Source organism: Paenibacillus sp. FSL R7-0210 (genome assembly GCF_038009085.1).
In the GTDB taxonomy this organism is placed as follows: domain Bacteria; phylum Bacillota; class Bacilli; order Paenibacillales; family Paenibacillaceae; genus Paenibacillus_AQ; species Paenibacillus_AQ silagei.
The window spans coordinates 6,755,708-6,769,296 of sequence record NZ_JBBPAR010000001.1 but is presented as its reverse complement, the minus strand read 5'-3'; the positions used below and the strand labels follow the sequence as shown (position 1 = coordinate 6,769,296).

General features: G+C 54.1%; 14 protein-coding genes. 6 read left to right on the top strand and 8 right to left on the bottom strand.

Annotation, left to right across the window (positions count from 1 at the left end; all coding sequences use genetic code 11):
- Window positions 1-209: 209 nt before the first annotated feature.
- Both MKY64_RS28815 and MKY64_RS28810 read right to left on the bottom strand, forming a co-directional pair.
- Entirely contained in the window at window positions 210-692 is a 483-nt protein-coding gene (locus MKY64_RS28815; RefSeq protein WP_340957266.1) for a DinB family protein, read from the bottom strand.
- 107 nt (window positions 693-799) lie between these two features.
- Window positions 800-1,345: a hypothetical protein gene (locus tag MKY64_RS28810; RefSeq protein WP_036691837.1), complete on the bottom strand. Its 546-nt coding sequence runs from the start codon at window positions 1,343-1,345 to the stop codon at window positions 800-802.
- Between the two features lie 119 nt (window positions 1,346-1,464).
- On the opposite strand from MKY64_RS28810, the gene MKY64_RS28805 reads away from it, so the two are divergent.
- The 3 genes from MKY64_RS28805 to MKY64_RS28795 all read left to right on the top strand — a co-directional run bounded on the left by MKY64_RS28805 (window position 1,465) and on the right by MKY64_RS28795 (window position 3,877).
- Window positions 1,465-2,379 (top strand): phosphatidate cytidylyltransferase, encoded by a 915-nt coding sequence (locus MKY64_RS28805; RefSeq protein WP_209868781.1) that lies wholly within the window; start codon window positions 1,465-1,467, stop codon window positions 2,377-2,379.
- Window positions 2,380-2,624: 245 nt separating this feature from the next.
- On the top strand, window positions 2,625-2,939 hold the full coding sequence (locus MKY64_RS28800) for a helix-turn-helix domain-containing protein (RefSeq protein WP_339313306.1): 315 nt from the start codon (window positions 2,625-2,627) through the stop codon (window positions 2,937-2,939).
- Between the two features lie 5 nt (window positions 2,940-2,944).
- A complete protein-coding gene (locus tag MKY64_RS28795; RefSeq protein WP_340957263.1) occupies window positions 2,945-3,877 on the top strand; it encodes an IS3 family transposase in 933 nt (310 codons plus the stop codon).
- 304 nt (window positions 3,878-4,181) lie between these two features.
- Here MKY64_RS28795 and MKY64_RS28790 read toward each other — a convergent pair whose 3' ends face one another.
- Genes MKY64_RS28790 through MKY64_RS28780 form a run of 3 tightly spaced genes read right to left on the bottom strand, consistent with a single transcriptional unit; the run spans window position 4,182 to window position 7,842 of the window.
- Complete coding sequence (locus tag MKY64_RS28790; RefSeq protein ID WP_340957260.1) at window positions 4,182-6,395, bottom strand: carbohydrate-binding domain-containing protein; 2,214 nt, start codon at window positions 6,393-6,395, stop codon at window positions 4,182-4,184.
- A 27-nt stretch (window positions 6,396-6,422) separates the two neighbouring features.
- A complete protein-coding gene (locus MKY64_RS28785; RefSeq protein WP_036722815.1) occupies window positions 6,423-7,106 on the bottom strand; it encodes a DUF4956 domain-containing protein in 684 nt (227 codons plus the stop codon).
- Window positions 7,099-7,842, bottom strand: a complete 744-nt coding sequence (locus MKY64_RS28780; RefSeq protein ID WP_036722816.1) for a polyphosphate polymerase domain-containing protein — start codon at window positions 7,840-7,842, stop codon at window positions 7,099-7,101. Before MKY64_RS28780 ends, MKY64_RS28785 begins: the two co-directional genes overlap by 8 nt.
- Before the next feature lie 166 nt (window positions 7,843-8,008).
- Here MKY64_RS28780 and MKY64_RS28775 point away from each other — a divergent pair, with 166 nt between their 5' ends.
- The gene (locus MKY64_RS28775; protein WP_036722818.1) at window positions 8,009-8,686 is read left to right on the top strand and encodes a response regulator transcription factor; all 678 of its coding nucleotides are present in this window, start codon (window positions 8,009-8,011) and stop codon (window positions 8,684-8,686) included.
- Entirely contained in the window at window positions 8,686-9,969 is a 1,284-nt protein-coding gene (locus tag MKY64_RS28770) for a sensor histidine kinase (RefSeq protein WP_340957256.1), read from the top strand. Before MKY64_RS28775 ends, MKY64_RS28770 begins: the two co-directional genes overlap by 1 nt.
- Before the next feature lie 62 nt (window positions 9,970-10,031).
- Here MKY64_RS28770 and MKY64_RS28765 read toward each other — a convergent pair whose 3' ends face one another.
- A complete protein-coding gene (locus MKY64_RS28765; protein ID WP_340957255.1) occupies window positions 10,032-10,250 on the bottom strand; it encodes a hypothetical protein in 219 nt (72 codons plus the stop codon).
- Between the two features lie 71 nt (window positions 10,251-10,321).
- A complete protein-coding gene (locus MKY64_RS28760) occupies window positions 10,322-11,587 on the bottom strand; it encodes a YncE family protein (RefSeq protein ID WP_340957253.1) in 1,266 nt (421 codons plus the stop codon).
- Window positions 11,588-11,733: 146 nt separating this feature from the next.
- Here MKY64_RS28760 and MKY64_RS28755 point away from each other — a divergent pair, with 146 nt between their 5' ends.
- Window positions 11,734-12,381: a Vat family streptogramin A O-acetyltransferase gene (locus MKY64_RS28755; protein ID WP_340957250.1), complete on the top strand. Its 648-nt coding sequence runs from the start codon at window positions 11,734-11,736 to the stop codon at window positions 12,379-12,381.
- A 68-nt stretch (window positions 12,382-12,449) separates the two neighbouring features.
- On the opposite strand, the gene MKY64_RS28750 is transcribed toward MKY64_RS28755, so the two are convergent.
- Entirely contained in the window at window positions 12,450-13,517 is a 1,068-nt protein-coding gene (locus MKY64_RS28750; RefSeq protein WP_340957247.1) for a polysaccharide deacetylase family protein, read from the bottom strand.
- Window positions 13,518-13,589 lie beyond the last annotated feature (72 nt).

Genomic DNA, 13,589 nt, shown 5'->3' with positions numbered 1-13,589 from the left:
GTTATCGTGTGCAACATATAAATCCTTATATTTCAAGAATATCACATGCTCCATTTCATTACAGATTAAGCTATTCTGCACAAGCAGATCTATGCTGCGGCCCTCACTGTACGTATGACAAAGAGACCGGCGGGAGAATCCCGGCCAGTCTGCTTGAGCCATGCCTCATTGCGGTCTCCTGCACAGCCAATGCCTGCCCTGGAAGGGGCTTATGCTTGTGGTCTGGCCGGGACGTACAGCTTGTGGATCAACACCATTTGACCTATATGATAGGCATTATGACTTGCCGCATTGCTGATGATCTCCCACCATGCAGCCGGTACCGGGAACCCGTTCACCTGCTCCTCCAGCCCTTCCTCAGACAGCAGGCTCTGCCAGTTCAAGAGCGTCTGCAACAGCCTTCCGCGCAGCTCACTGAACGTAATATCTGCCGGAAGCCTGAAGCTGAGGTTATTATCCTTAACCGGAGGCACAGCGTCCATATGCCCCTCGCGGTACCGGCTCTGCCAGGCTTCATTCCAGTACAGCAAATGCTGGGTAAGCTCAGCTATGCTGCTGACTCCTTCACCGGGCTTCCAGAACGCTTCCTCCTCGGTCACGTTCTCCACAGCCTGCATATAGGGAAGATGCCAGCTGGGGTCGTTGGCCCCGGCCAGCAATTGATTGGCAAGCACATCCTTGGCATGAACCATTCCTTCACTCTCCTTTTTCAATTAAAATATCATACTCCCAGCGGAATAAGCCAGGTAAGCTTCTTGTATAAATAAAGTCCCCTTCCCTACCGGGAACGAGGACTTCTCTACTGGCTGGAGGGCTTGTATTCGCTCAGCTTGCCGTAATAGACCAGATGCAGCCGGTCGCTCTGCCGGAAGTCATCCGGGGTGACGAGCGCAGGCAGCTTGTTCCACAGCTTAATGCCGGAGCGCTCCAAAATCTCGGCAACGAACTGTGAGCAGAAATAGGAGTTGCTGAACTCCACCGGCTCCTTCAGTGCAATGCCGATGACACCGAGGATATTGTAGAGATACTTCTGGCGGCTGCGGATGAAGACCTGGAGCACCCGCTTCATTTTCTCAACCTCACGGTCAGTGACCTGAAGCTCGTAGATGACGCAGGTCGTCTCCGGGTATTTGCTGTAGGTGCCTGTGCGGATATCCTCCTTCACGAACCCGCCGTTCAGCGGATTGGCCGGATGCTTCCTTCCAAAGCTATATAGCTCTGAGAGCTCCCGGTTAAACGAGATCGACGCATGGTTATACGGCGCTTTGGTATAGCCCTGAATGAGCTTCGTGAACAGCGTTCCCGTATTGGTGAGCATGATGTACACCGATGGATCTGCTGACATTTACAATATTTCCCCTTATCAAGTCGGTTGTTTTGCTTCATAATAAGCTGGACGCTCTGTCTATTTTAGCATAAAATTCCTATATTGAAATGATACCCCGAGACAAGTTGGTGATTGTAATGAACCGTTCTTTATTCACTCTAGTTCTGATCTTTGCAGCTCTATCGGTGATCCATGTGCTGTATCTTGTAGTCAGCAAATTACAGAAGGACAAAGATTATACCGGAATAGGCTTCCGTATCAAAACTTGGTGGGGCATGCTGTTCATCTTCTGCCTGGCTACCCTGTCCAATTCTGTCGTGTCCCTGCTGTCCCTGATGGTCCTGAGCTTCTTCGCCCTCAAGGAATACTTCTCCATGATCCGCACCCGAAAAGCAGACCGCAGGCTGTTCCTCTGGGCTTATCTGTCCATTCCGCTGCAATTCTACTGGATCTACATCGAATGGTACGGGATGTTCATTATCTTCATTCCAGTCTATGTGTTCCTGCTGCTGCCGATTCCCCGGCTGATTAACAAGGGAACACTCGGCTTCCTGCGCGGTGTCAGCGCGGTGCAGTGGGGACTGATGCTGATGGTCTTCGGGCTTAGCCATCTGGCCTATTTCCAGTTCGCCACGCCGGAATACGGCGCAGGGCTGGTTCTCTTCCTGGTGGTGCTGACCCAGCTCAATGATGCCGTGCATTATCTGGCCTCGCTCTACATCGGCAAGCACCGGATCGTCCCGACCGCGAATCCCCATCTGACCTGGGAGGGCTTCATCTGCGCTTTCGCGGTGACGACAGCCGTCTCTTACCTGATCTATTCTCATCTTACACCGCTGAATCCGGCCTTTGGCTATCTCTCCGGTATGCTGATCAGTCTCAGCGGCTTCTTCGGCAGCCTGACAGTCTCCGTCCTGAAGCGGGATCTGCTGATCGGGGACGATGACAAATTCGCTGCCCTTAAGCAAAGCTATCTGAGCCGCGTAGACAGTCTTGCCTACACCGCACCGGTATTCTTCCATGTCATCCGCTACTATTTCGACTTCATGTAGCCGCTGATCGCAATCGTTATCGCCTCCAGACAAGTAGTATGGGATTACCTGCGCGCCAGCACAATGTATGCTGTTTTTCACATACATTTGGTCCATGCACCTGCGTAGTAGCCAAATGTATGCTGTTTTTCGCATACATTGAGCCCATGCACCTGCGTGGTAGCCCAATGCTCCACAGCCCCCTAAAGAAGTTGGAGTCCTCCCCCACAAAAATGTAGACTAGATATAGGAGGAGGATGAACGGTATGGGACACTTAACAGGAACAAGAGAGAAGGCAGCGCAAGAGGTGTTGTCTGGCATTAAGGCAGCGGTGGTTGCCCGCAAGTATGGGGTGACCCCATCGACGGTGAATCAGTGGGTGAGGGACTACCGAGAGGCCCATGGGGAACAAGATCATCCGTATCCCCAGGAGCAGGTGGAGGAACTGAAGCGCCTCCTGGACGTGGAGCAGAAATACGAGAAGGCCGTCAAGATCCTCGGCGAAAAGGAGTTAGAGATCGAGATTCTGCGTGAACTGCTAAAAAAGCCAACCCCTGCTTATCCGAAAAAATCGAGGTAGCCGACATGTTCATTAAGCAGGGGAATACCGCAGCGTTGGTACTACGTCTCGTGGGGCTAGCAGAGTCTACGTATTACGACCGTAAGAAACGCAAGAAGCAGGATGTACAGGCCGTACCCCAGGGGCGCGGAAGACCCGTACCCGGCTATTCCCTGACCGAGTCTGGAGAGAAGATTAGCGACGAGGAAATCCAGGAATGGCTGCTGGAATTAATCGCTGGAGAGGAGCACGTGTACGGGTACAAACTGCTGGCCAAGTGCTTGTGGAACCAGCACGGGCTGAGGCTCAATCACAAGAAAAGCTACCGGCTGTGTCAGGCGCTGGATATCCTACAGCCGCAGCGTCACAAGCGTTTTAAGCATCCTCGGAAGCTGCCGGAGAACCGGGTCATTACAGGGGCGGGTCAGCTCTGGCAGATGGACATTAAGTACGGTTACGTGGCGGGCCAGGGCAGGCATTTCTTTGTCCTGAGTATTATCGATGTCTTTACCCGTGTCATCGTCGGCTACCACCGCGGATCGTCGTGTGAAGCCAAGCACGCCTGCCAGACGCTGGGACGCGCCATGGAGCAACACTGCGCCCCTGACAGCGCACGCCCGGTGATCCGCACCGACAATGGTCCACAGTTCGTCAGCCATCTGTTTGGCGACATGTGTGAAAGCTGGGAAATGACCCATGAACGCATTCCGCCTCGAACGCCGGATTTAAATGCTTTTATTGAATCGTTCCACAGTAATATCGATCGGGATTTGTTCCGCAAAGAGGCCTTCGAGACGTTCGAAGAGGCCTATGAAGCCGTGGACCGGTACATGGACTTCTACAACAATCGCAGAATGCATACAAGCCTTCGGAACATGCCGCCAGCTACCTTTGCGGAATGGGTCTTGACCCTAGAAGACCGCTCCCGCTTCTTCTGGCCGAGAGAAAAAGCGAAATAAAGAGCATATCTACGACAAGTGCTGATTTTATACGGAGGACTCCGGGATAAGGGGGTCGCACCGAATGTATGCTGTTTTTCACATACATTTGGTCCATGCGCCTGCGTGGTAGGCCAATGTATGCTGTTTTTCACATACATTTGGTCCATGCGCCTGCGTAGTAGCCAAATGTATGCTGTTTTTCGCATACATTGAGGCCACAATTAAAGAGCACTTATCACAACAGAAGTAAATGATAATATCCTAGACAAGTACAAAAACAGAGACTATCCGCTAATGGATAGTCTCTGCTCTGCTGGACCGCTTAATTCGTGCTTGTACCTGCACTGTCTGGAGCTGTAGTACCTGCATCGGCCGGCTTCGTGGTGCCTGCATCGGCCGGCTTCGTAGTACCAGCGTCCGCAGGCGGCGTTCCTCCTGTTCCGCCCGGTTCGCCTCCGGCCCTGTTGCCTCTGCCGCCGCCGAAGCCTCCGCCTCCCGGCCCGCCCATCCCGCTTCCGCCTGTGGTTACACCCGATGCATTCACCCAAGTCACCGTACTGGTGATGTCAAAAGCAACGAATTTGCTGCCCCCGCTGTACGTCCCGCCGGTATACAGTCCATCCGCAGCTGTTCCAGTTGAGCTGCCTCCGGTATAGACGGTATAAGAGCCGTCCGTAAGCTCAGGAGCACTGACCACTACGGTCTGGAAGCTCTTCGCCGGAGCAAAGGTCAGAATGGCATTGCCATCAGCGTCTTCCAGATGAACCATGGTTCCTGCCTGCTGAGTAGCTGCGAACTCCACGCTTACTGAATACTGGCCGGAGTCCTCTCCCGGAGCCTGTGCCATGCCGGAAGCGCCTGCGGCTACCAGGAATCCGCCTGTGATGTTGAAGGCCCCGTCATAATCCAAGGCGCCGTTGCCCGAGTTCTCGGGGCCATTCACAATAACGGTGCCTCCGGTCATAGTCACCGAGCCGTTGGAGTCCAGGCCATCGCCTGCGGCATCTACAATCAAGGTGCCGCCGCTGATGGTCAGCAGGTTGCTGCCGGTGCTGCTGAACGAATCCTGAGCCTGCGTTCCTGCTGCCGTATTAGTATCGTTGCCTCCGGCCACATTGACGCCATCGTCTGTGGCTGTCACATGGATCTCACCGCCGGATATGGTGATGTCCGCCCCTTCTATCCCTTCATAGCTCCGCGTAATATTGACGGTGCCGCCCGATATCGAGACCAGAGCATCGGCGTGAATCCCGTCATCCCCTGTAGAGATCTGGAATTCCCCATCCGTTACAGAGATACTGCTGTTGCTGTGCAGCGCATCATCTGCGGCATCCACTGTGAAGCTTCCGCCGTTCACCGTCAGGTCGCCGCCTGCCTTAATCCCTTTGGCGCTGACGGATTCTGTCTCCGCCGCTGCTGCGGCGTCCGTCTGCGCCGCTGCCGCGGTGCCACTCTCCGCTGCTTGGGGCTGGTCAGCCGCCGGCGCAGCATCCATCGCAGGCGGCGTACCCCCCGCTTCTCCCGGAGCAGGGAAGGCTCCGCCCTCCGGACGCTGACCGAAGCCGCCGCCCATTCCCGGGCCTCCCTGGTCGCCGGTCTTCACTTCGGCATTCACATAGCCGCCGCCAGTCACCAGTGTATACGTCCCGCCGTCGATGACAGCAGCGGTCTCCGCCTGAATCCCGTCATTACCGGCCGTAATGTCGAAGGTCCCGGCGGCAATGGCGATGAAGCCCATGGCGGCATCCTTGTCATTGGTTGATTTGATGCCGTCGCCTTCTGCATGAATTGTAATATTACCTTCCTGTATAGCTACCAGGTCCTTACCAACAATACCGTCATCCGCTGCCTTCACTTCAATGGTGCCGGACATGATTTTCACATCATCCTTGCCGGTGATGCCGTCGTTATAGTTACCGGTTACCGTCAGCTTGCCAGTGCCGTTAATCGTCAGGTCGGCCTTGCTGAAGAGCGCAGCGCTTGGCTCATCCCCAGCTCCGTCTGCGAACACGTACGCAGCTCCATCTGTCACACTGTTATCCGTCCCTTCCTGCAAGGTGATGACTACTTTGCCGGCTTCCTTGATGTAGACCGGAGCATTATCGCTGTCCGTCAGATGAGCGCCATTCAGCACCAGCCTTACGGTCCCTTTGGCCTGCTCATCTACGATAATCTGGCCGTCACTCAGTGTGCCGCTAAGCACATAAGTGCCTGCTTCCGTAATGGTTACTGTGCCTTCTTGCGCTGTGGCGCCTGCACCGTCTACCACAGCAGCAGTGCCAGCCAGAGTTATAGCAGTCGAATCTGCTGCCGTCCAGGCGGTTACAGCATCCTCTTCCTCCCAAGTCACAAGATCCGCCGCCTTCACACTTGCCAGCTGCACAGCGGCAGAGGAACTGCTCTGCACAGCCGTAACTGATGTACCCGCGTTGTTACTTGTATCTGATGGCGTAGCAGCTTTTGCACTGCATGCCGACATGACTGCGGCGCATAGCAGCACCAGTCCTATTTTGCTAGCTGTTAATCTGTTCTTCATCAGTCATCATTCCCTTCCTGTAGCGGATTAGTATTCATTCATGACAGGTGCCATGGTTAGTGAGAGATCGAGGTTCCCGTTACGTGTGCGGATGGCATCCAGCAGCTCCTTCTGGCTCGTCTGCTCATCAATCGTTACTGCGTAGACCAGCTCATACAGGCTGCCCAACTCCGTGGTTCTGATCTTCTTCAGCTCGTAGGCGACATTGAAGGTATTGAAGACCTCTGCGAAGGCCTCCTCATAGCCCAGATTCTCAGGGATCGTTACCTTCAGTGTCTTATGCATCGACTTCTTAAGTCCAAAGCCCGTACGGTTAAGCACAGCCATCAGAGCGCAGAGGATAAGGGTGAAGAAGACCGCGTAACCGAAGGCCCCTACCCCACAGGCCAGCCCGGAGGCCATGGTGAACAGGACAAAAGTGATATCCTTCGGATCGCCGGGGGCGCTGCGGAACCGGATGATCGAGAAGGCGCCCGCCAGGCTGAAGGCCCGGGCCACATTGCTGCCAATGAGCAGAATAATGATAGCAACAATCACCGGCAGCAGAACCATGGTCAGTGTGAAGCTCTGCGAGTATCCTGCGGGGCTCGTCTTCATGTAGGTGAAGCTGATCAGCCCGCCGAGGATAATGGCGATGACGATGGTTAAGGCAGCATTCGTGAACGTTAGTTCCGAAGTAGACTCCGCTACGGCAAAAATCGAATCAAGCATATAGAACACTCTCTCTTTCTGATTGGCTGTTTCGCAGCATCTTTTTATATTCGTTGCCGTATTTGGAGAAGCTGGTGCGGTACATCTGATGCTCCGACAGCATCCTGGCCAGCCAGACCGGTATGGTCTTCTCGGCCTTCACTTCCATCAGCCATTGCTCCGGCTCCAGCAGCTCCTCGCCATAGACGCCGTGCTCCATCTTCAGATCATACCGGCGGCAGCGGATGTTGGTGTCGAAGGTGATGCGCAGGTCCCTGTTATTTTTACAGAACATGGCTTTGCGGTCATAGGACAAATACAGCTTCGGCTCCAGCTCATAGCGGGTCAGCAAGTACTTGATCTCCCCGATCACCTGCTTGTTCATATAGCTCTCGAATTCAGGCTCTCTGCCGCTCTCGATGAATGCATAGGCCTCTTTCAGCGTCAGTGAGGTTCTCCTCTTGTTGACCAGACCCAGCACCTTCTTCTTGATCTCCAGATAGACTCTGGTGTCGCCTTCAGGAATGCCGTAGGCTCTGATGCGGAGCTTCTCCTTGTATTTCGGCTTCGCCAGGCTGCTGCGGATCAGTGAATTCTGAGGGGTGTCGTAGTACAGATTGGTGATAGAATAAAATTCGTGCTGCTTGTTGTAAGCATCGGGCTCCATATATTCCAGCAGTTCGTAATAGAGCTTCAGATAAGATTCGTGGTCGAACAGATACTTGTTCTCGTAGCGGTTGAAGACCTCGATCGCCATAGGGTTCAGATCCTTTCGGGTGAGTATTGGGTGCGCTTGCTTATGAATGTATCTTAGCCCCCGAACCTTTAATGAATCTTAAATGGATTAAGGTTGATTAAAGGTACCCTTGATATAATGGCACCAGCAGCAAGTACATTACTTTAGGAAGAGGATGAGCCATCCCATGAGAATATTAATTGTAGAAGACGAGGTCCATCTGGCGGAGGCCCTAACCCAAATCCTCAAAAAACACAATTATTCGGTAGACGCGGTGCATGACGGCAGAGCCGGTCTCGATTATGCACAGAGCGGGATCTATGACCTGCTGCTGCTGGATATTATGATGCCGGAGCTGGATGGAATCAGCGTGCTGAAGGAGCTGCGCAGGGACGGAGTCTCCACACCGGTCATTATGCTTACCGCAAAAGGAGAGATCACCGATATGGTGACCGGACTCGATCATGGTGCAGACGATTATATCGCCAAGCCGTTCGCTTCGGAGGAGCTGCTGGCCCGTATCCGGGCTGCGCTGCGGCGTAAGGGCGAGGTGATTCCTGACGATGCCCTGAAGTTCGGGGATCTGGAGCTGAATACCGCCAACCCGAAGCTGACGGTGAAGGGCCGGGAGATGAAGCTGAATCTCAAGGAGACGGAGCTGCTGGAGCTGCTGATCCTAAGGAAGCAGGCGGTCACCTCGAAGGAGCAGATCATTGAGAAGCTGTGGGGGTTCGATTCCGATGCGGAACATAACAACGTGGAGGTCTATATTTCTTTTTTGCGTAAAAAGCTGGCCTTCCTGAACTCGGAGGTGCGCATCAGCACGATTAGGGGCGTAGGGTACGTGCTGGAGGGGAGTGCCTGATGTTCAATAAACTCCGAACCCGGTTCCTGATTGTCAATCTGGTCACCATCTCCATCATCATGCTGGTGGCCTTCGCCGCCATCTACATCTTCACGTACCGCAATGTGCAGGGAGACATCTATATGGCGCTCCACCGGATTGCGGACATGCAGCAGCGGGGTCCGGGAGATGGACAAAGTCCGCCTGGGGCAGGAGGCGGCGGGGGCAGAGGGACAATGCCCATGGATCAGGGGCCGATCGACCCTTACCAGCCGGAGCGCTCCGTCTCCTTCACGGTGCAGACCGATGCCAGCGGCAAGATGACCGGCAAAGAATCGAAGTTCACGATGGACGATGACCTCTATAGCGCCGCGTTGAAGGAGGCTCTTAGCCTGGGCAAGGACACCGGCCGGTTCACGATGGACGGTAGCCGCTGGATCTTCATGGTCAAGCCTGCAAGCAGCGGGAAGCAGTTTGTCTTCATGGACATCACGGCCCAGCAGCAGATCCTGACGAACCTGATCTATACCTTCGCGGCTGTCGGCCTGCTGACGCTGGTCATCCTCTATTTCACCAGCCGCTACTTTGCGGGGCGCTCGATTGCGCCGGTGCGGGAGGCTTTTGACAAGCAGAAGCAGTTCATTGCCGACGCCTCCCATGAGCTGAAGACTCCGCTGACGATTATTAACACCAACGCGGATGTACTGCTGGCGAACAGTGAGGATACGATCCGCAATCAGGCAAAATGGCTGCAGTATATCAAGTCCGAAACGGAGCGGATGACCCGGCTGGTAGGCGATTTGCTGTACCTGACGGAGATGGATGACGCCCGGATCGGGAAGCTCCACGGCAGGTTCAACATGAGCGAAGCGGTAGAGAATATTATTCTGACCATGGAGGCCGTTCTCTTCGAGAAGAATATCTCCTTCGACTATGACATCCAGCCGGAGCTTACCGTGCCGGGCAACCCCGAGCAGATCAAGCAGGTGGTGATGATTCTGCTGGATAACGCAGTGAAATATACGAATCCTAAGGGCGCTGTCCATATCTCCCTCCACAAGCAGAACAGCGATGTCCTTCTCTCCGTCTCGAATACAGGGGAAGGCATCGCTGCGGAGCATCTGGCGCGGATTTTTGACCGCTTTTACCGTACGGATACCTCAAGAGCACGCAAGCAGGGCGGATACGGGCTGGGTCTGGCTATCGCCAGGTCCATTGTGGACCAGCATCAAGGAAGGATTTACGTAAAAAGTGTGGTTGGAGCATCTACGACGTTCTATGTACAACTGCCCAGAATGGCGTAAAGTCTATAATTCCATAAACCAGCCACTTCCTTACGGGAAGCGTGCTGATTTATGGACTATCCTTAAAGGTAGGGGTTCCTTGTTAACACCGCTGCCGGCATTGTGCACTCTTCTGCCTCCGCCCCGCTGGTGCGGGCCGGGCCTTCAGCGGCACTGTTGTCTGTCTTCAGCAGTACAATCATGAATTCGCCGATCCCGGGAACGTAGATCCGGGATACAGAATTCTCCTGGTCCATGCCCGACAGCTGTATCATGATATCTTCGGCTGATGTTATTTCCATCCTATGAGTCACCTCGCTCGTTAAGATAATGGCCTCAATTGGCATCGTACTGAATTCCTGTTCCTGGCTTCCTACGGATTGACGCCCACGGAGAACGGACGCGCGCCGACCGGTATGACACTAATCACTGCCTGGGTGACCCCATCAATGACCGATACCGTATTATCGTCCTGATTAGTTATATAGATGCGGTTCGTCAATGGATTAGCGCCCGCGCTGTTGGGATTATTTCCGACCGGAATGGTAGTAATTACCGTATTCGTTAACCCCCCAATCACCGATACATTGTTGTCATCCCGGTTTGGTACATAGATGGCATTGGTAGAGATGTTCACTCCCGGCTCAGCCGGAGTCGTGCCGACAGGCACGTTGGTGATCACCGTATTGGTCGCACCATCAATGACGGATACGGTGTTGCTGGTGAAGTTCGCGACATAAATCCGGTTCGTTAAGGGATCAACAGCCAAACGGAACGGGTTCACCTGCACGGGAATCTGGGTAATAACCGTATTCGTAGCCCCATCAATGACGGTAACAATATCCGAGTTGAATTCAGCTACATAAATAGTATTGGTTAAGGAATTCACACCGATCCCCGTTGGAAAAGGAGAACCGCCGGCGGGAATAATGGTAGTCACCACAGTGTTGGTTAATCCGTCAATGACAGTGACCGTATTATCATTAAAATTCGCAACATAGATGGCATTGGTAGCGGTATTGACCGCGACTCCGCCCGCTCCGTCCCCGGCAGGAACGGTGGCCAGCACCGTATTGGTTAACCCGTCGATAACGGATACGTTGTCACTGTTCAAGTTAGCGACATAAATGCGGTTGGTTAACGGGTTCACGGCAATTCCAGCAGGATTCACCCCTACAGGGATGACTGCGATCACTGCACCTGTAGCACCGTTGATCACAGAAACATCATTGCTGTTGAAATTGGCAACATAGATACGGTTGACGGAGCCTGTGACTCCCCCCTCTTCAGCACCCAGCAGCTCAGCTGAGACAAGACGGTGGGCGGTAACCAGCCGCCCGGCTGAATCCTTGCCCCACACAGAGACTTCCGTCTGCAATTCAGCAAGACCCTCCGTTGTAAAGACAAACTCATAGGCATCCAGATTGGCAAAGTAATTCCTTGTGATCACCTCGTCCGGGGAAACCGTAATAAGCTCGCTTACGTACAACGTTCTGGTGAGGGTCAAGTCGTACCCTTGGATCAGAATCGCAGACGGATTCACCGCATCCCGGTTATCAATCTTGACCGTCACCTGTACCGTAGGCCTTACACCGTTCACTGCATTATTCTCAATAGGCCCTGTTGATAGAATAGCCATTCCAGCCAAGCCTCCCTAGATAAGAGATTTGCAAACTACCAGTCTCTCATAATATATGTAAGAACTGTAGCGCCGCTTGGACTATACTATAGCTAGATTCAAATTATGGCTCGGCTCCCCATTCATGTGAGAAAGGTGTGATCCTATTGCATGCTACAGGACCAAATCCCAATGACATTCATCCGAATCCACAGATCAAGCAGGTCCGTTTCATCAAAAATACGCTGACCCGCTCCAACATCATCGCCGGAGACTTCTCCTACTATGATGATCCTGACGAGTCGGTATTCTTCGAGAGCCGTGTTACCCATCACTATGAGTTCATCGGGGACAAGCTGATGATCGGCAAGTTCTGCGCCATCGCCCGCGGCACCGAATTCATTATGAACGGTGCCAACCACCGGATGGGCTCGGTGACCACCTATCCCTTCAACATTATGGGCGGCGGCTGGGAGCAGGCAACGCCTGAGCTGGCGGACCTGCCCTACAAAGGCGATACTGTCATCGGAAACGATGTCTGGATCGGCCAGAATGCCACCATTATGCCGGGCGTGACGATTGGTGACGGCGCGATCATCGCCGCCAATGCTACTGTCACCAAGGATGTTCCCGCATACCATATTGCCGGGGGCAATCCTGCCCGGATTCTGCGGCAGCGCTTCGATGACGAGCTCATCGCCCTGCTGCTGGAGCTGAAGTGGTGGGACTGGAGTCCCGGGAAGATCACCGCCCATCTGGAGGCGCTGTGCAGCAGTGATCTGGAGCAGATCCGGGCTCTGGCAGGCCGAAGCTGAACTTGAATAAGGGGGTGCCCGTCAGCCATGCGATAGCTGGCTGGGGCACCCCCTTCAATATTGTAGCTTTAGTTAATCTCCAAATAATCAAGATAAGCATCCCAAGTCCCGTCATCGGCGGTAACCACCAGCTCAATCACCTGATTGCCGGTTCCATGGCTGACATTGCTGATCGTATAGACCGCAGGACTGCTTCCGCCATAGTAGAAGGTCCCCTTCGTCACCCCGCCGATCTTGAGGTCCACCCTGGCCATATTGGCGTTATTGGAGGCCCCGCGCAGGGAGAAATTATGGGTGCCGCTGGTGAAATTCTGGGTGTACTTCACGGAATCATTGTTTGCATACAGAGCGACTCCGGTGAACGGGGAACTGATATTCGAGGTGTATTGACCGGCCTTGGTCATGCTCTCCGCCTCTACCTTCGTTACAGCGGGACCAGGACCATTGCCGCCGTCAGGCGCAACCGCCCTGCCCGTGCTTGGCGAGATCATGCCTGAGCATAGGCCGCGGTTCTTGAGATTCTGTGCAATCTGCGGTACTGCCTGGAGTGTGGTCTGGTATTGGTCATGCATCAGGATGACATCCCCATTCTTCATCGTGCCCACAGCGGCCACGATCTGGGCGGTTCCCGCTCCGTTCCAGTCTTGGGAGTCCACGTTCCAGAGTACTTCGGTAAGGCCGTTCTGGGCCTCGATGGACTTGAGAGTCGCGTTAGTCGCCCCGTACGGCGGACGGAACAGCTTCGGAGCTGTGCCGGTAATGGATTGCAGCGTCTGCTGGGTGTTCGTAATCTCCGATGTAATCTGGGAGGTACCCACCTGGGTCAGATTCGCATGCGACCAGGAATGGTTGCCAATCCACATCCCTGCGTTCTTCTGGGCCAGGACGAGCGAAGGATTGTTCTGCGCATTCTGCCCGACATTGAAGAACGTGGCGCGCAGGCCATTCTGCTGCAGAGCATTCAGCAGGTTTGTCGTGTTGCTTGGATTCGGCCCGTCATCATACGTTAGAGCCACGTAGCCGGCCGAGCAATCGGCGGCGAACACCTTCTCCCCGCCCAACGCCAGCGACCCCATAAATAAAGACACGACAAGCGACCCGATAGCTGCCCATTGTATAGCTTTGCTTCTAAACATTCTCCTAATTCCCCTCTCGGCTTGAATAGTTTCCTGACTGTACCCGTTAAGGCTGTAACTGTATGTATACGC